At 70.8% G+C, this 16,818-nt stretch carries 14 protein-coding genes and 1 pseudogene; 2 read left to right on the top strand and 13 right to left on the bottom strand.

Annotated features, from left to right (window positions below; all coding sequences use genetic code 11):
• Positions 1-227: 227 nt before the first annotated feature.
• The 8 genes and pseudogenes from ACYVF7_RS39105 to ACYVF7_RS39070 form a co-directional block, all read right to left on the bottom strand.
• Positions 228-1,484: a glycoside hydrolase family 76 protein gene (locus ACYVF7_RS39105; RefSeq protein ID WP_460358361.1), complete on the bottom strand. Its 1,257-nt coding sequence runs from the start codon at positions 1,482-1,484 to the stop codon at positions 228-230.
• 482 nt (positions 1,485-1,966) lie between these two features.
• A complete protein-coding gene (locus ACYVF7_RS39100; protein WP_460358358.1) occupies positions 1,967-2,347 on the bottom strand; it encodes a TetR/AcrR family transcriptional regulator C-terminal domain-containing protein in 381 nt (126 codons plus the stop codon).
• 163 nt (positions 2,348-2,510) lie between these two features.
• Positions 2,511-2,567, bottom strand: a pseudogene (locus tag ACYVF7_RS39095) (hypothetical protein); the annotation flags it as partial.
• 198 nt (positions 2,568-2,765) lie between these two features.
• Complete coding sequence (locus ACYVF7_RS39090; protein ID WP_460350705.1) at positions 2,766-3,407, bottom strand: class II aldolase/adducin family protein; 642 nt, start codon at positions 3,405-3,407, stop codon at positions 2,766-2,768.
• 112 nt (positions 3,408-3,519) lie between these two features.
• Entirely contained in the window at positions 3,520-4,296 is a 777-nt protein-coding gene (locus ACYVF7_RS39085; RefSeq protein WP_460350703.1) for an amidohydrolase family protein, read from the bottom strand.
• Complete coding sequence (locus ACYVF7_RS39080) at positions 4,293-4,721, bottom strand: thioesterase family protein (protein ID WP_460350701.1); 429 nt, start codon at positions 4,719-4,721, stop codon at positions 4,293-4,295. Before ACYVF7_RS39080 ends, ACYVF7_RS39085 begins: the two co-directional genes overlap by 4 nt.
• On the bottom strand, positions 4,718-5,323 hold the full coding sequence (locus ACYVF7_RS39075; RefSeq protein ID WP_460350699.1) for a TetR/AcrR family transcriptional regulator: 606 nt from the start codon (positions 5,321-5,323) through the stop codon (positions 4,718-4,720). Before ACYVF7_RS39075 ends, ACYVF7_RS39080 begins: the two co-directional genes overlap by 4 nt.
• Before the next feature lie 89 nt (positions 5,324-5,412).
• Positions 5,413-6,645, bottom strand: coding sequence for an ROK family protein (locus tag ACYVF7_RS39070; protein ID WP_460350697.1), 1,233 nt, complete (start codon positions 6,643-6,645; stop codon positions 5,413-5,415).
• A 310-nt stretch (positions 6,646-6,955) separates the two neighbouring features.
• On the opposite strand from ACYVF7_RS39070, the gene ACYVF7_RS39065 reads away from it, so the two are divergent.
• Positions 6,956-9,076 carry a galactose-binding domain-containing protein gene (locus ACYVF7_RS39065; protein WP_460350695.1) on the top strand — a complete coding sequence of 707 codons (2,121 nt, stop codon included), beginning with the start codon at positions 6,956-6,958 and terminating at the stop codon, positions 9,074-9,076.
• 48 nt (positions 9,077-9,124) lie between these two features.
• Here ACYVF7_RS39065 and ACYVF7_RS39060 read toward each other — a convergent pair whose 3' ends face one another.
• The 5 genes from ACYVF7_RS39060 to ACYVF7_RS39040 form a co-directional block, all read right to left on the bottom strand.
• The gene (locus tag ACYVF7_RS39060) at positions 9,125-9,775 is read right to left on the bottom strand and encodes a hypothetical protein (RefSeq protein WP_460350693.1); all 651 of its coding nucleotides are present in this window, start codon (positions 9,773-9,775) and stop codon (positions 9,125-9,127) included.
• 161 nt (positions 9,776-9,936) lie between these two features.
• Positions 9,937-11,283: a GH1 family beta-glucosidase gene (locus ACYVF7_RS39055; RefSeq protein ID WP_460350690.1), complete on the bottom strand. Its 1,347-nt coding sequence runs from the start codon at positions 11,281-11,283 to the stop codon at positions 9,937-9,939.
• 29 nt (positions 11,284-11,312) lie between these two features.
• Positions 11,313-12,170, bottom strand: coding sequence for a carbohydrate ABC transporter permease (locus ACYVF7_RS39050; RefSeq protein WP_460350687.1), 858 nt, complete (start codon positions 12,168-12,170; stop codon positions 11,313-11,315).
• Positions 12,163-13,158, bottom strand: a complete 996-nt coding sequence (locus ACYVF7_RS39045; protein ID WP_460350684.1) for a carbohydrate ABC transporter permease — start codon at positions 13,156-13,158, stop codon at positions 12,163-12,165. The genes ACYVF7_RS39050 and ACYVF7_RS39045 overlap by 8 nt, the downstream gene beginning before the upstream one ends.
• A 14-nt stretch (positions 13,159-13,172) precedes the next feature.
• Positions 13,173-14,486 (bottom strand): ABC transporter substrate-binding protein, encoded by a 1,314-nt coding sequence (locus ACYVF7_RS39040; protein WP_460350681.1) that lies wholly within the window; start codon positions 14,484-14,486, stop codon positions 13,173-13,175.
• A gap of 137 nt (positions 14,487-14,623) precedes the next feature.
• Between ACYVF7_RS39040 and ACYVF7_RS39035 the strand changes: the two genes are divergently transcribed.
• Entirely contained in the window at positions 14,624-16,726 is a 2,103-nt protein-coding gene (locus ACYVF7_RS39035; protein ID WP_460350678.1) for an ATP-binding protein, read from the top strand.
• Positions 16,727-16,818: the final 92 nt, after the last annotated feature.

Raw genomic sequence — 16,818 nt, 5'->3', positions numbered from 1 at the left:
GACAGGGCGCTGTTGACCTGCCCGGATGCGCCCCCTAGCGTCCCGGGAAGGCCACGGGGACCGACCGTCCTCCAGGACCGATGACGTACGAGCCGCCGGCCGGTCCCGCCGATGAAGTGGGCCGACCGCGTACCTCCGCCGAGCGGAGCCGATGATCGCCCCTTCCCCCCGGGTTCACGGGCGGGGTGCCCCCCGCACCCCGCCCGTAGCCGTCTCCGGCCGGGTGCTCAGGCGAGCAGGCGGTAGTCGCGCGGCCTCCAGGCCAGGAGGCCGTAGATCTGCACCATCGCCGACTGCTCCAGGAGCGTCACCTGGTTACCGCCGGTGAAACTGAACCGGCCGCTGTCCAGGTCGGTCGGGAAGATGCCCGTTTGTGGGTTCCGGACCTTGTCCCAGACCGTGTCGGCGTAGCGCTGGATGACCTTCCGGTACGCCGGGTCGGGGGACTGGGCGTCGAGGATCAGCAGGTTCTTGAAGAAGATGGCGTTGAACCGTGCCGGCTGGGTGAACCACCCGTCGTCGGCGCTGTAGAAGGAGATGGCCGCGGCGGCGATCGCCCGCGCCTTGTTCAGGTACGTCCGGTCGCCCGTGGCCTGGTAGAGAAGCGTGGCCGCGCCGAGCATCACGCCCTGGTTGTACGACCACTGGGTCTTCTCGATCGTGCCCTTGAGGTCGATGTGGTCCCAGTAGAGGCCGTTGGGCGCGCGTAGGCAGCCGTCCGCCCAGGCGAACATCCGCTTCGCCCAGGTCAGGTACTCCGGCTTCCGCGTGCGCAGGTACAGCTGCAGGCCGAGCTCCGCGACGGGGCCGTTGGACACCGTGTTGCGGTCCTGGCTCCACGGGGCCTGCGTCCAGTACACCCCGCCCGGGCACGGATGCGACGAGTCGGTGTCCCAGCCGTGCACCACGAGGCTGAAGATCTGTTCGGCCCGGGCCAGCGCGGCCTTGTCCCCGGTCTGCTTGTGGTGCTGGACGAGGGCGAGCCCGATCCACTCATTGTCGTCGTAGAACTTGTCGCCGCCCTGGCCGAGCGGCGGGCGCAGGTACGAGTCGTAGCCGGGCGGATCGGTCTGGCCGTTCCAGTACGCCTCCAGTGCCCGCAGCCGGTCGGTGACGTCGCCGGCGTAGCGGCCGCCGCCGGGCAGGCCGGCGAGCGTGAGCGTGCCGACCAGCGCCTGTGAGTACGGCCAGACGTAGGAGTAGGGGTTGTCCTGTGCCCGGTGCGGATAGGTCTCGAGGTAGAGGCCGTGGTCGGCGGCGAGGTAACGCTGGAGGGCTCGGTAGGAGGCCGTGGCACGTGCCACGCCGGTGTCGCTCGCCGCCGCCGGGCTCGCGGTCAGGGGCAGGGCCAGCACGGTGGCGACCACCGCCGCGACCGCGGACCAGATGGCTCGCTTGATCGCGCGGATCTTCTTCGGTGCCGGGCCGTGCCCGGTCCCGCTCGGTCGACGTCGGCCAGGTGGATGGTGAAGCTCGACGGTCATTGCGCTCGTCCGATCGAGTAGAGGCGGGCGACGGACGGCGCGACACGACGCGCGTGGTCGCCACGCCGGGGGCGGGAAGGGGTCGGATGGCGCGCCCGAGATCCGGCCACTCGGTGTGAGCAGAGTGACAATAATGGCAAATCGCTCGAGAAGTAAAGAGCGTGATGTCCGGTCCGGTGAGAGCGATGAATCGGAGACGCTGCCGCGCGATGTCCGCCGTAACCGCCGGACGGCCACGGTGTGATAATCCCAGCTCAGAGGCCATATTGTGAACGCGGTCGGACCGGCCGGAGTGCGCTTGGCGGGCGAGAAACGGTGTCCGTCGACGTCGGGACGGGCGTGTCGCCACCGCTCCCTCCGAGGGTCAATTGACATCACAGTCAGACAAATGATGGGCCCGAAAGGGCATGGGTCACCTGCGGGATCGGTCACCCGCTCGCCTGCGGGAGAGGGGCCGACGCGTCGTCCGTTGCGGCGTCGTGTCAGGTGACGTCGTCGGCGGGCGTGGGAGTGTGCGCGATGCCGTGGATCAGCGCCTGGAAGGCCCAGGAAAGCCGCTCCGGCCCGGTGCCGGAGAGCAGTTGGGAGGCGAGCGCGGCGACGTGCGGGTGCGTCTGCCCGGAAGCGCCGTGCAGGGCCTGGGAGAGGGCGTCCCACTCGTCCTGGGCGGTGGCTGATCCGTCCCGGGTGGCCTGCTCGGCCGCCGTTGCCGTCGCGACCTGCAGCAGCAGGTCGACTCCCCAGGCCGCCTGGGCGGGCGCGACGCCACCCTCGTCCAGCAGGGCCAGCAGCGACTCGATCAGGTTGAGGTAGTGCCGGCCGCCGGGACGGGACACCAGCGCGGACCGGGCCAGGCCGGGCATGCTCGAACAGCACGAGCGTGTAGGAGGTCAGCAGCCTCTCCAGCCGCTCGCGCCAGTCTCCTTCGGCCGGGGGCGGCTCGACGGTGCCCAGGAGCTCGTCGAGCACCGCGGCGTGCAGTTCGGCGGTGTTGCGGAAGTAGACGTACAACGAGGCGGGGCCGGTGTCGAGCTCCTGAGCCAGGCGGCGCGCCGTGACCTTCTGCAGACCCTCGGCCCGCATGATCTCCATCGCCGTGGCCACGATGCCCTCGCGGGTCAGGGCCGGCTTGGCCGGTCGTTCGCGGCGGCTGCGTGGGGACTCGGAACGCGCTGTCATGCCCGCAGCCTAGCGAACGCGCTCGTCACGAACGCGTTCGTCGGGGCTTTGCGGGCTCTCAGCCACAACAAGATGAGTGGACCTGATGCGGGGGTCCGCCCGTTACAACGTTGGTGCCTGCCCGTAGTCGGCCAGCTTGCCGGCCACCCGCTCGATCTCTTCGGCGTCGAGAAGCCGCGGCCGGCCGACGCTCGCGGCCCGCAGGTAGAGCTCGCTCACCCATTCCAGGTACTCGTTTCGCGAGCATGCGGTGCGCAGATCGGGGCCGAGCGTCACGGTGCCGTGATTGCCGAGGATGCACGCGGCGGATCTGCGCAGCGCGCGGACCGCGTTGTCCGCGAGTTCCGGCGTTCCGTACGTCGCGTAGGGGGTGACCAGGACCGGTCCGCCGTACATCGCGACCATGTAGTGGATGGGCGGGAGCTCGTCGACGAGCGTCGACAGCACGGTCGCCGCCGTCGAGTGCGTGTGCACGATGGCGGAGGTCTCCGTCGCGGCGTACACCGCCAGGTGCAGCGGCATCTCCGAGGTGGGCGCCAGCGGGGCCTCGACGGGGGTCCCGTCCAGCCGGTGGACGCCGACCAGGTCCGCCGTCATCCGCTCGTAGTCGAGCCCGCTCGGGGTCACGGCGACGCGGTCGCCGACGCGTACGCTGACGTTGCCGGAGGTGCCCGGCATGAGGCCGGCGGCGGACAGGCGCCGGCACACCTCCACGATCTCTTCGCGGACCTCACCGAGCAACATTGACGCTCCTCTTCGGACAACGCTTTCGCCGCGTATCGCACGATCGTCCGAGTCCTACCGAATTCGCCGACCGGTCGGCAAGGCCCACCCGGCCCGGGCGCCTTCCCGGTCCTCAGCGGCCGAGCGGGCGCGAGACGCGGTAGAAGGCGCGCGCGTTGTCGTGCAGCACCGCCTGGACGTGGTCCGGCCCGACGACGTCGGCCAGCAGGCGCAGGTCGTCGTCGTGGAACGGGCGCCGGGCACGGGTGGACGGCAGATCGGTGCCGAACATGAGGGCCTCCGGGTTGACGGCGACCACGGCCTGGATCGCCTTGGTCACGTCGAGGTCGACGCGGCCGAAACCGGTCGCCTTGACCCGGGCGCCGCGTTCGACCAGCGCGAGCAGGTGCGGCAGCCCGTCTTCGGAGAGCCCGAGGTGATCGACGCTCACCGCCGGGAGGGCGCTCAGGGCGGGAGTCAGGTCCGGCAGGTCACGCGCGTCGATGTACAGCTCGGTGTGCCACCCGGCGACCTCGTGGACGCGGCGGGCCAGGGCGTCCAGGTGGTCGAGGGTCTCCGAGCCGCCCCGGCGTACGTTGAACCGCACCGCCCGTACGCCCTGCGCGTCCAGTCGCGCGATCTCTTCGTCGGTCACCGAGGCGGGCAACTGGGTGACGCCGACGAACCCCTCGCCCAGCCGCTGGAGGGCCTCCACCAGGTAGTCCTGGTCGAATCCCTGGAAGGAGCCGGACACCACCGCCCCGCCGGTCACTCCGAGCGCGCGCGTCCGCAGCCGGTAGTCGTCGACCGTGAACGCGGGCGGGAGATAGCCGTTGTTCCGGATGAGCGTGAACCGGGGATCGATGATGTGCAGGTGGGCGTCGAACACCCGGTGGGCGTCCGCGTTCACGCGGGGCCCTCCGTCGCGGCCCGGTCGGCGAGGCGTTCCTCGAAACGACGCAGGTCGATCACCGCACGCCGGTGCGTGCCCCGGCACACGGTCGCCGCGTCGTCCTTGGCCTGGACGGCGAAGGTGAGACGGCGACCGTCGACGGCGGTCAGCTCGACGTCGATGGTGACCGCGCGGCCGGGGGGAGTGGCGGCCTCATGGCTGAGGTCGACGTGCACGCCGACGGTGCGCTCGCCCTCGTCGAGATGACCGGCGAGCGCCCGCATGCAGGTCCATTCGACCAGCCCGACGAGATAGCCGGTCGCCAGCACGGCCGGCATCGCGCCGAACTCGTCCGATTCGGGCAGCAGATGCGGGACGGTCCGGGTCTCGGGCACGCGGTAGTCGAGCGTCGCGGTCAGGCCGGGGCGCAGGGATGCTCTCACGTGGTCCTCCGTTCGGTCGCGGGCTCGGCGTCGGGGTCGTCGAGGCGCCCGATGAGCCGGGCGGCGGCCGCTTTGGCCCGGCGCATGGCCGTACGGTCACCGGCCACGACCACGCGCGCGTTGGCCCCGTCGATGAGCATGAGGAGGGCGAAGCCCAACTCCTCGGGGTCGGGAGCGCCTGCCTGCCGCGCCAGCGACGTCAGAGTCTCACGCAGCCAGTCCTTGTAGGAGGCGATCACCGTACGGGCGGGGTGGGCCGGGTCGGGCAGTTCGACGGCGGCGTTGGTGAACGGGCAACCGCGGAACCCCTCCCGGCCGTGCCCCTGGGCGAGCCAGTCGAACACGGCCAGGATCCGGTCGACGCCCCGGGCGTCGCTCTGGGCCAGGAACGCGGTCAGAACCTCCTGACGCCGCCGGCGGCGCTGGTCGAGGACGGCGGCGACGAGATTCTCCTTGGACCCGAACTGCGCGTAGAGCGTGGGCTTGGAGACGCCGGCCCGATCCACCAGAGTGTCGACGCCCGTGGCACGGATCCCCTCCGCGTAGAAGACCTCGGACGCGACGTCGAGGAGTCGCCGACCGCCTGGGCTCAATCCGTCCACGGAATGCATACTTACAGGTCAGTAAAGCCCTGGCAAGACCTGTCGGACCTGCTGGCTCTCCGGCGCGCCGCCCCTCCGCTCGGGCGTGCTCAGCCGGCCGAGCGTGTGCGCTCGACCGGGAGATGGGTCTCCCCGTTGAGGAAACGCTCGATCGGAAGGGTCGCCGCGCCGAGCGCCACCGCCTCCGGGCCCAGCCGGCCCAGCTCGATCGAGGTCTCGGAGAACGCGTGCCTGAGCGAGTGCCGGCGGGCAGCGTCGCGGATCTGCGGCAGGAGCCGCTCGCCGAGCAGCAGGCCGGCCCAGCCGCCCAGGATGATCCGCTCGGGATTGAACAGGTTGATCAGGTCGGAGATGCCGACTCCGAGATAGAGCGCGGTCTCCTCCAGGATGCTCTCCGCCTCACCCGCACCGTCCTCGGCCGCGTCGAGCAGGGCGGCCAGCGCGGACTCCTCGTCCTGGCCCGGCGGCGCGCCCGCGTAACGGTCGAGGATGGCCTCGGCGCCGACGTACGCCTCCAGGCATCCCCGGGCCCCGCACCGGCACTCGCGGCCGTCGACCGCGATGGTCGTGTGGCCCCACTCGCCGGCGCTGGACGTGGAGCCCCGGTGCGTCCGGCCGTGCGCGATGACGCTTGCGCCGACGCCCGAGCCGATGAGGCACACCACCGCGTGCTGGGCGCCCCGCCCCGCGCCGAACCACATCTCCGCGCGGCCCATCGTCTTGGCGCCGTTGTCGATGTGCAGGGGAAGGTCGGTGCCGGCCCGCAGCAGATGCCCGAGGGGGACCGCGTCCCAGCCGTACGTCTGGCCGTGCACGATGACCTCGTCGCCCTGCTCGACGACGCCGGGGACGCCGATGCCCACACCCAGGATCGCCGAGGGGCCGACGCCGGCGTCGGCCAGCACGGCGGACAGTCCCTCCAGGATCCGGTCGACGATCGTTGTCACGCCGTGCTCGCGAGGGTCCAGCGGATAGTCGGCCGTGGCCCGCTCGGTCATCGCGAGGTCGAACAGCTCGACGCGGACCCGGGTCTCGCCGACGTCCACGCCGATGACGTAACCGTGGTCCTGGTTGATGCGCAGCAGGACGCGGGGCCGGCCGCCGTCGGAGTCGACCGCGCCGGCCTCGTGCACGATGTCCTCGTCGATCAGCTCGCGGACGACGTTGCTGACCGAGGCGGGGGACAGGCCGGTCGTCCGGCTCAGCTCCTGGCGGGTGGACGGCTGGTCGAAGTAGAGCGACCAGAGCAGCACCGACCGGTTGTCGCGCCGGAGATCCCGCACCGTGCCCCGTCGTCGCTCCGGCGTGACGTGCTCCCACATATCGACCTCCCCGAGTAGTTCAGATCTTATAACAAGCGCTCGAAGAAGCCTCGGGCCGGGTGTTACGCACTCTTGACGACCCCTTTCACCGGAGGTTAAATCACGTCATTAAATAAGGTGTATATCAAGTCTGCCGGCGCGCGGACCCCGCACACCGCGCCCGGACCCGTGCTCCCCACGCGGACCCGCGGGCCCGCGCTCCGATCCTCCTCCCCGCCCCCGACCCGGGAGATGTGATGAAACCCGCCCACGCCCCTGCCGCCGGCCCCGGCCGAGATCCCGTCGCCACCGACCGGCGTCCGTCGCCGCGTTGATCGCGCTCATCGCCGGTCTCCTCATCGCCGTCGCCCCCGCCGCCGGGGCCGCCACCTGCGGCGGCGACGACGCCGCCAAGGGCCGGCCCGCGACCGCGTCCTCCACCGAAGCCGCCGGATTCGCCGCCGCGAACGCGGTCGACGGCGACACCGGCACGCGCTGGTCCAGCGCCTTCAGCGACCCGCAGTGGATCCAGGTGGACCTCGGCTCGTCGCAGGACATCTGCCAGGTGGTGCTCCAGTGGGAGACCGCCGCCGGCAAGGCCTACCAGATCCAGACCTCGCCCGACGGATCCACCTGGACCACCGTCTACTCCACGACGACCGGCCAGGGCGGCACCGAGACGCTGAACGTCACGGGCACCGGTCGCTACGTTCGCATGTACGGCACCGCCCGCACCACCGCCTACGGCTATTCCCTCTGGGAATTCGCCGTCCACACCACCGCCGGTGGCGGCGGCACGCTGCCCGGAGGCGGCGACCTCGGGCCGAACGTCTTCGTGTTCGACCCCTCGATGTCGTCCGCCACCATCCAGAGCCGGCTCGACACCGTCTTCAAGCAGCAGGAGAGCAACCAGTTCGGCGGCGAGCGGTACGCCCTGCTCTTCAAGCCTGGCAGCTACAACGTCAACGCGAACATCGGCTTCTACACCTCGATCGCCGGGCTGGGCGCCTCGCCCGACGACGTCACCATCAACGGCGGCGTCACCGTCGACGCCGGATGGTTCAACGGGAACGCCACGCAGAACTTCTGGCGGTCCGCGGAGAACTTGGCCGTCCAGCCGTCCGGCGGATTCGACCGGTGGGCGGTGTCGCAGGCCGCGCCGTTCCGCCGCATGCACATCAAGGGCGACCTGAACCTCGCGCCGACCGGCTACGGCTGGGCCAGCGGCGGCTACATCGCCGACAGCAAGGTCGACGGCCAGGCGCAGCCGTACTCGCAGCAGCAGTGGCTCACCCGCGACAGCCAGATCGGCGGATGGCTGAACGGCGTGTGGAACATGGTGTTCAGCGGGGTGTCGGGCGCGCCCGCGCAGAGCTTCCCGAACCCGCCGTACACCACCGTGGCCAACTCGCCGGTGACGCGGGAGAAGCCGTTCCTGTACGTCGACTCTTCCGGCGCCTACCGGGTGTTCGTGCCCGCGCTGCGGAAGAACTCCCAGGGCACCACCTGGAGCGGCGGCAGCACCGCCGGCTCGTCCATCCCGCTGAGCCAGTTCTACGTCGCCAAGCCCTCCGACAGCGCGGCGACGCTCAACCAGGCGCTGGGCCAGGGACTGAACCTGCTGTTCACCCCGGGTGTCTACAAGATCGACCAGACGCTCAACGTGACCCGTGCGGACACGGTCGTCCTCGGGCTCGGGTACGCCACGCTGGTGCCCCAGAACGGCGTCACGCCGATGTCCGTCGCCGACGTGAACGGCGTCAAGGTCGCCGGCCTGCTCTTCGACGCCGGCTCGGTGAACTCGCCGAACCTGCTCCAGATCGGCCCGAGCGGATCCACCGCCGACCACTCCGCCGACCCGACCTCGATCCAGGACGTCTTCTTCCGGATCGGCGGCGCCGGCGTCGGCAAGGCCACCAACAGCCTGGTCGTCAACAGCAACAACGCGATCATCGACCACATCTGGGCGTGGCGGGCCGACCACGGCTCGGGCGTCGGCTGGACGAGCAACACCGCCGACACGGGACTCATCGTCAACGGCAACGACGTCACCGCGTACGGCCTGTTCGTCGAGCACTACCAGAAGTACGAGGTCATCTGGAACGGCGAGCGCGGCCGGACGTACTTCTTCCAGAACGAGATGCCGTACGACCCGCCGAACCAGGGCGCCTGGATGAACGGCTCCACCAACGGCTACGCCGCCTACAAGGTGGGCGCGAACGTGAAGACGCACGAAGGGTGGGGCCTCGGCAGCTACTGCTACTTCAACGTCGACCCCTCGATCCACGCGGCGCACGCCTTCGAGGTGCCGAACACCTCCGGCGTGAAGTTCCACGACCTGCTGACGGTGTCCCTCGGCGGCAACGGCACGATCGACCACGTCATCAACGACACCGGCGGCGCCGCCCAGGGCACCGCCACCACCCCGGTCGACGTGGTCGGCTACCCGTGACCGGCTGATCCCTACCCGTGGCCCACGCGGCACCCCGCCGCGCGGGCCTCAGCCGTACGGGAATCCGCGGACGCGGGTGACGCGCCGTCTTCTGCGCGCACGGAGGCTTCGCCTGAGAAGGCGGATCACCACGACGACGAACACGACCACTCCGGCCAGCACGATGAAGACCGGGAAGGCCACCTTCCAGTCCGCCCATTCGTCGTCGACGTGCGTGCCGATCCGCAGCCGTACCACGCGGCCGTGCCAGACCTCGGCGGTGCCGGTGGTGCCGGCCTCGGCGACCTTGTAGAAGCCGTGCTCCACCTCGAAGTCGTGGTACCGCCCGTCCGCGGTCCGTACGGTGATCGCGTAGTGGGTGGTCCGCGAGGCGGCGAGGATCCGCAGACCCGCCACGGTCGGGAGGACCACCCGGAACGGCCCGATCGGGGGCTGCTGCGGCGGCTGCGGTGGCGGGACCTGCGGCGGGTCCGGCGGGTCCGGGTTCTCGGTCGTGTACGTGGACTGGCGGATGACGGTCATCGCGAGCCGCGTGACGCAGTGACTCGTATCGGCCGGCGGAGGCGTCGCGCAGTACGGGGCCCGCTCGAACGCCATCGAGTCGGCGATGGGACCGGAGGCCAGCGCCACACCAACGGCGATCAGCGCCGGCCCCGCCGCCAACGCCGCCCACGTTCGCCACCCGCTTCGCCACCCCACGCGTCGAACCTAACCTGGGCGCGACGCATTGTGAGCCGGAACCGGCAGCGACCAAGCGTTCTCGACTCCCGCGTGATCCTCGCGTCGTGTGCCGCCCCTGGAACGGCGCGGCCCTCGCCGGGAGGCGACGCCGGCGAGGGCCGCGGTCTCGGGGTCCCGGGTCAGACGCGCGCCCGCTCGCGATGTGAGCGGATCAGTTCGGCGTAGCGGAGGCCGCTGTCCTTGACGGTTCGCTGCTGTGTCGCGAAGTCGACGTGGACGAGCCCGAAGCGCGGGGCGTAGCCGGCCGCCCATTCGAAGTTGTCCAGCAGCGACCAGCAGAAGTACCCGGCCAGCGGCACGCCGCGCCCGGCCGCCGACGCGCACGCGGCCAGGTGCCCTTCCAGGTAGTCGGCGCGCTCCGGGTCGTGCACCCGCCCGCCGTCGACGGTGTCGGTCCACGCGGAGCCGTTCTCGGTGACGTACATCCGGGGCGGCCGGTACTCCTCGGCGACGCGGGTCAGGATGCTCTCCAGCCCGTCGGGTTCGATCACCCAGTCCATCCCGGTGAGCCGGCGGCCGGTCGGCGTGGTCTCCCGGACGTACGGCGGCGCGCCGTCGGGGTCGCCCGCGACGACCGCCGGACGGTAGTAGTTCACCCCGAGCCAGTCCAGCGGCGCCGCGATGGTCTCGAGGTCGCCGGGCTGTTCGGGAAGGTCGACGCCGTACACCTCGAGCATGTCGGCGGGGAAGCCGCGTCCGAAGACCGGGTCGAGCCACCAGCGGTTCGTGTGCCCGTCGAAGCGGTCGGCCGCCGCGGCGTCGGCGGCCGAGTCGCCGGCGGGCTCGACGGGGTTCAGCAGGTGCACGATGCCGACGCGTGCGCCGGGCGCGGCGGCCCGTACGGCCTGCGCCGCCAGCCCGTGACCGAGGAGCAGGTGGTACGAGGCGGGCACGGCCGCCTTGACGTCCGCGAGGCCCGGCGCGTGGCGGCCTTCGAGGTGGCCGATCCAGGCGGCGCACAGCGGTTCGTTCACGGTGGCCCAGTCGGTGACGCGGTCGCCGAGCCTCTCCACGACGCGGGCGGAGTAGTCGGCGAAGTGGCTGGCGGTGTCGCGGTTCGTCCAGCCGCCGGCGTCCTGGAGGACCTGCGGCAGGTCCCAGTGATAGAGCGTGGGGAACGGCGTGATGCCCGCCTCGAGCAGGGCGTCGACGAGACGGTCGTAGTACGCCAGCCCGGGAGCGTTCACCGGACCGGACCCGCCGGGCATGACGCGCGGCCAGGCGATGGAGAACCGGTAGGCGGTCAGCCCGAGCCGCTTCATGATCTCGATGTCCTCCGGCCAGCGGTGATAGTGGTCGCACGCCACATCGCCGTGGTCGCCGCCGTCCACCTTCCCCGGAGTGTGGCTGAAGGTGTCCCAGATGGACGGGGCCCGGCCGTCCTCGCCGACCGCGCCTTCGATCTGGTAGGCGGAGGTGGCCACGCCCCATGCGAAGTCCACGGGGAGCAGGCTGAGGTGATCCACGGAGTGCCTTTCTGCGGTAGGGACGGCGCTCACTTGACGGCCCCGGCGGTGAGCCCGGCGACCAGGTAACGCTGAAGCAGGAGGAACCCGGCGACCACCGGCACGCTGACCACCAGCGAGGCGGCCATCACCTGGTTCCAGTACACGTCGGTCTCGGTCGCGTAGGCGCGCAGGCCCACCGCGAGCGTCCGGGTGGCGTCGTTGGTCATGACCGAGGCGAACAGCACCTCGCTCCAGGCGGTCATGAAGGCGTAGATGGCGACCGCGACGATGCCGGGGAGCGAGGCGGGGACGATGACGCGGAACAGCGCGCCGAGCGGGCCGCATCCGTCCACCAGCGCGGCCTCGTCGAGCCCCTGCGGGATCGAGTCGAAGTAGCCGACGAGCATCCAGATGGAGAAGGGGAGCGAGAAGGTGAGGTACGTGAGGATCAGCCCGCCGCGCGAGCCGTACAGGGCGATCCCGGTCGCGTTCCCGATGCCGACGTAGAGCAGGAACAGCGGCAGGAGGAACAGGATGCCCGGGAACATCTGGGTGGACAGCACGGTGACCGTGAAGACCCGCCTGCCGCGGAAGCGGTACCGGCTCACCGCGTACGCCGCGAAGATGGCCACCACCACGGACAGTGCGGTGGCCGCGGTCGCCACGATGATCGAGTTCTCGAAGTAGCGGCCGAGCGGGATGGTGCGCCAGATGTCGGCGTACGGGCGGAAGGTGACGTGTTCGGGGATCCAGCGGAAGGCGCCGGAGACGTCCCGCAGCGGCTTCAGCGAGCTGCTCAGCATCACGTAGACCGGCAGCAGCGCGAAGACGGTCAGCAGCGTGAGGACGATCCGGCGGGTCCAGACGAACGACGGCGGCGGCGCCGTCGGCGAGCGCTCAGCCACGGCTCCTCCTCACTCGGGACGTGACCAGCAGGTACGCGGCGGTCACCAGGGACAGGAAGAGCAGCATCAGCACGGACATCGCCGAGCCGGCCCCGAAGTTCCAGGTGACGAACGAGGCCGAGTAGATGTGCACGGAGATGAGGTCCCCGGCGGCCGGCGCCGACCTGCCGAACAGCACGTACGGCGTCGCGAAGTCGTTGAAGGTCCACAGGAACAGCACCAGCACGAGCACCTGGTTGATGGACCGCAGCGACGGCAGCGTGATGAGCCGGATCTGCTGCCAGATGCCGGCGCCGTCGATCGCCGAGGCCTCGTACAGCTCCCGCGGGATGTTCTGCAGGCCGGCCATCACGCACAGGAACGCGAAGGGCCAGTTGCGCCAGACGGAGACGACCAGGAGGGAGAAGAAGCTGTTGTCGCCGATCAGCCAGAACGTCGGCTTGCCGGTGACGCCCAGCTGGTCGTGCAGGACGTGGTTCACGAGCCCGTTGTCGTGCTGGAGCATGAACGCCCAGACGATCACGGAGGCGTACAGCGGCAGCGCGTACGGCGTGAGGAAGACGGCGCGCAGCACGCCGCGGCCCCGGAAATGGTCCTGCATCAGGATGGCCGCGGCCGTGCCGAACAGCCAGCACAGGCCCACGGCCAGCACGGTGAAGGCGCAGGTGACCAGGAAGGAGTCGAGCAGGGCGCGGCCGATGGGCGCGTTGACGTCCACGGCGACCCGGTAGTTGCTCCACCCCGTCCAGGGCGCCTGCCACCACTGGCGGATGTAGAGCTGCGTGAGCTCCTTCAGGCTCATCACCACGCCCAGCACCATCGGGATGACGTGGACGATGAGTTCGAAGATCAGCGCGGGCAGCAGGAGCAGGTACGGCAGGCTGCCCCGGCGGACCCGGCCGGGTATGCGAAACAGGCGTCTCCGGCCGTCCTCGGGACGGGGGTCCGGTCCGGCCGGAGGCGCCTGACGGTGCACGGTCGATGTCATCGGTGGCGGCACGCCTACTGCATCTGCTGCTGGGCCTTGGCGAGCCGCGCCTGGACGGACTGCGTCGTCACCGGGCGGCCGGCCGCCGCGTCGGCGAGCAGGTCCTTCACCGCGCCGCCGACGAGCTCCTCGAACTGCGACTCCTTGGGCACCTGGGGGAGCGGTGCCGCGCTGGTCGCGATGGCGTTGCGCAGGACGGTCAGCTCGGGTGTGTTGAAGGCCGGGTCCTGCGAGGCGCTCTTGACCGGCGGGATCGAGCCGTACTCGCCGTTCAGCTTCTTCTGCTCGGCGTCGCTCGTCATGAACTGCACGAACTTCAGCGCGCCGTCGAGGTTGCCGGAGTTCTTGAAGACGGCGATGTTGATGCCCGCGACCATCGTGTCGATGTTGTTGCCCTGCCCGGGCGTGCCGGACTGGACGGGGACCGGCGCCACGCCGAACTGGTCGGGCTTCATGCCGTGCTTCCCCAGGTTGGGGCCTGCGGCCTGCCACAGCAGCATGGCGGCCTTGCCGGTCGCGAAGTCGGCGACCGACTCGTTCTGGGCGTACTCCGCGTTGCCCGGCGCGGCGATCTTGTCGCGCGCGATGAAGTCGACGTACTGCTTGACGCCGTCGACCGCGCCCTGCGACGTGAAGGTCGGCTTGCCGGCCGCGTCGAAGAAGTCGGCGCCGTGCTGCTTGGCGAAGACGAACGCGTGGTGGATGTTCTCCGAGACGTTGCCGCCCTCGACGGCCAGGCCGTAGTGGCCGCCGCCGGTGAGCTTCTTGCCGTCCTGGACGAGCTCGTCCCAGGTCGCCGGCGGCTTCGCGATGCCCGCGTCCGCGAACATCTTCTTGTTGTAATAAAGGCCGTACGCCAGGGAGTACAGCGGGACCGCGGTCGGGGTCTTCCCCGGTGCTCCGGTCGAGGCGAGGGCGGAGTCCTGGAAGCGGTCCCTGCCGCCGACCTTCGCGAAGTTCTTGTCGTCGAAGGGCAGCAGCGCCCCCGTCGTCTGCAGGGAGGCCGACCAGGTGTTGCCGATGTTCAGGACGTCGGGGCCCTGGCCGGAGGACGCGGCGCCGAGGATGCGGTTGAGCAGGTCGGTCCAGGGGACGACCTCGAGCTTGACCTTGATCCCGGTCTGTTTCTCGAACGCCTGCAGCTCGGGGGTGAGCTTGGCCTTGTCGTCCTCCAGGCTGGCGCCCTGGTTGCTCGCCCAGTAGGTGAGCGTCTTGGGATGGCTGTCGCCGCCACCACCGGTCGAGGTCCCGCCCCCGCAGCCGGGGAGCACGGCAAGGAGAGTCGCGCCGAACGCGGCGCCGATGGCGGTACGGACCCGCACGCGCATACTGCCCACTTCCTCACGTGAGGCTAATTTTAAGACATGATTTAAGACGTGGCATAAAGGTGTCAAGGGTGATCGAACAGGCCTGCCGTGGGGGATGGAGGCCTCCCGGCCTCAGGGCGTCATCTATCCTCGGCGACGTGGGGGACCTGCCGGTCGGGGAAACCCGTTTCATCGGACGCAGGGAAGAGCTGGCCGAGGCCAGGGCGGCCTTGCGTCGCGCCAGGCTGCTCACGTTGACCGGCGGCCCCGGGGTGGGCAAGACACGCCTCGCGCTGCAGCTGGCCCTGCGGGCGGGGCGCTCGTTCCCGGACGGGGTGTGGTTCGTCGAGCTGGCCCCGCTGCGGGATCCGGAGATGGTCACCGGCGCGGTCGCCGAAGCCCTCGGGGCGGAGGAGACGACGCTCGGCGTGCAGAAGTCCCCGGCCCGCGGTCTGATCGACGCCGTGGCCGACCAGCTGTCCGGCGGCAGGACGCTCCTGATCCTCGACAACTGCGAACACGTGCTGGAGGCCACGGCGCGGCTCGTCCACACGCTCTTGCGCCGGTGCGACCGGCTGCGGATCCTGGCCACCAGCCGGCAGACGCTCCGGGTCGCCGGAGAGCGCGTCCTGACCGTGGGGCCGCTGCCCGTTCCGGACCCGGACGACGCCGAGCTCACGGCCGCCGTCGCGCGGTTCGACGCGATCCGCCTGTTCGCCGATCGCGCGGCGGGCGCGTCCCGGCGATTCCGGCTGACCGACGAGAATCACGCGGCGGTCGCCCGGCTGTGCCACCGTCTGGAGGGCAATCCGCTCGCGATCGAACTGGCCGCCGTGCAGGTGCGCGCCATGCCGGCGGAGCAGATCCTCGAACGCCTGGAATGCCACCTCGGGCGGCTCGTCGAGGGCAGCCGGCTCGGCGTCCCCCGGCTGCCGAGCCCGCGGTCGGCGATCGAGTGGAGCCACCGGCTGTGCAACCCGGAGCAGCAGACGCTCTGGCGACGGCTCGCCGCCTTCCAAGGTGGGTTCGACCTGGAGGACGCCGAGACGGTCTGCTCCGGCCGCGGGATCGACCGCGAGGAGATCGGCCCGCTCGTCGCCGACCTCGTGGACATGTCGATCGTCATCCGCGAGGCCGCGCCACACGCCTTCCTGTGCTACCGGCTGCCGGAGATGATCCGCGATTTCGGCGTCGAGGAGCTGTCCCGGTCGCCTGAGGAGGACTGGCTGCGCCATCGGCACGGCGAGCACTACCGGCGGTTCGCCGAGCCCTTCGAGGCCGATCCGATGAGCCGCTACCAGGCCGCGTCGCTCGCCCGCCTGCGGCTGCAGCGCGCCAACCTGCGAGCCGCGGCCGACTACCACCTGACCGCTCCCCACGGGGCCGTGACCGGGTTGCGGATCACCGCCCTCCTGGCGCGTCACTACCTGACCGCCGGTCTGGTCAGCAAGGGCGGTCACCTGCTGATCCAGGCCCTCGACCAGAGTCCCGAGCCCGGGCCGGCGCGGGCGGAGGCGCTGTGGACCGCCGGGTGGCTGACCCTTCTGCAAGGGCGGACCGCCGAGGGCCTCGCCCTGCTCGGGCGATGCCGAGACCTCGCGCAGGAGATCGGTGACACGTCGGCGCTCCGGCGCGTGACGCAGTTCACCGGCCTGGCAGAGATCTTCCAGGGACGATACGAGCATGCGCGCCTCCACCTCCGGCGGGTGCGGGCGGACCATCACGACGCCGGCGACGACGACGGCGAGTGGCTCGCCCTCTATCAGCTGGCACTCGTCAGCAGCCACCTCGACGACCACCGGCAGGCCATCGACTACGGCGAACGATCATTGGCGATCGGCCGCGCTCACGACGCGGTCTGGGCCGAAGCCCACGCGTTGTGGGTGACCGGCATCGCCACCCTGTGGTGCGGGGACACCGCCCGCGCGGGCCGGCTGCTGCGCGAGGCCCTCGGTCTCAAGCACGCCCAAGGGGACCGGTGGGGCATCACCCGCTGCATGGAGGCGCTCGCCTGGACCCTCGCGCCGAGCCGGCCCGAAGACTCCGCCCGCCTTCTCGGGGCCGCCGACCGGCTGTGGCGATCGATCGGCTCGCCTCCCGACCAGTTCCAGGTGCTGAGGGACGCTCGCCGGCGATGGAGAGCGCACCTCGAAGACGTCCTCGGCCCCCGCCGGTTCGAGGACGTCTGTCACGAGGGCGCCGAACTCCCGGTCGACGAGGTCGTCGCCTACGCGCTTGACGAGCCGGTGCACGCCCGGTGATCGCGGTCGCCCGCCTGAGGTTTTTACGGGTGGGGTGTTGGGGGAACACCCCACCCGTAAACGGGGGAAGGGGACGCGTAGACGTCGCGGCC

This window comes from Actinoallomurus acanthiterrae (genome assembly GCF_054775715.1).
The sequence above is the reverse complement of the archived record's forward strand: the minus strand, read 5'-3'. Positions and strand labels throughout refer to the sequence as shown.

Coding starts and splice junctions, on each gene's coding strand:
- ACYVF7_RS39045 (WP_460350684.1), bottom strand. CDS start 13,158: ATGACATCGACCGTGCACCGTCAGGCGCCTCCGGCCGGACCGGACCCC.
- ACYVF7_RS39100 (WP_460358358.1), bottom strand. CDS start 2,347: ATGCCCGGCCTGGCCCGGTCCGCGCTGGTGTCCCGTCCCGGCGGCCGG.
- ACYVF7_RS39090 (WP_460350705.1), bottom strand. CDS start 3,407: ATGTTGCTCGGTGAGGTCCGCGAAGAGATCGTGGAGGTGTGCCGGCGC.
- ACYVF7_RS39105 (WP_460358361.1), bottom strand. CDS start 1,484: ATGACCGTCGAGCTTCACCATCCACCTGGCCGACGTCGACCGAGCGGG.
- ACYVF7_RS39040 (WP_460350681.1), bottom strand. CDS start 14,486: ATGCGCGTGCGGGTCCGTACCGCCATCGGCGCCGCGTTCGGCGCGACT.
- ACYVF7_RS39070 (WP_460350697.1), bottom strand. CDS start 6,645: ATGTGGGAGCACGTCACGCCGGAGCGACGACGGGGCACGGTGCGGGAT.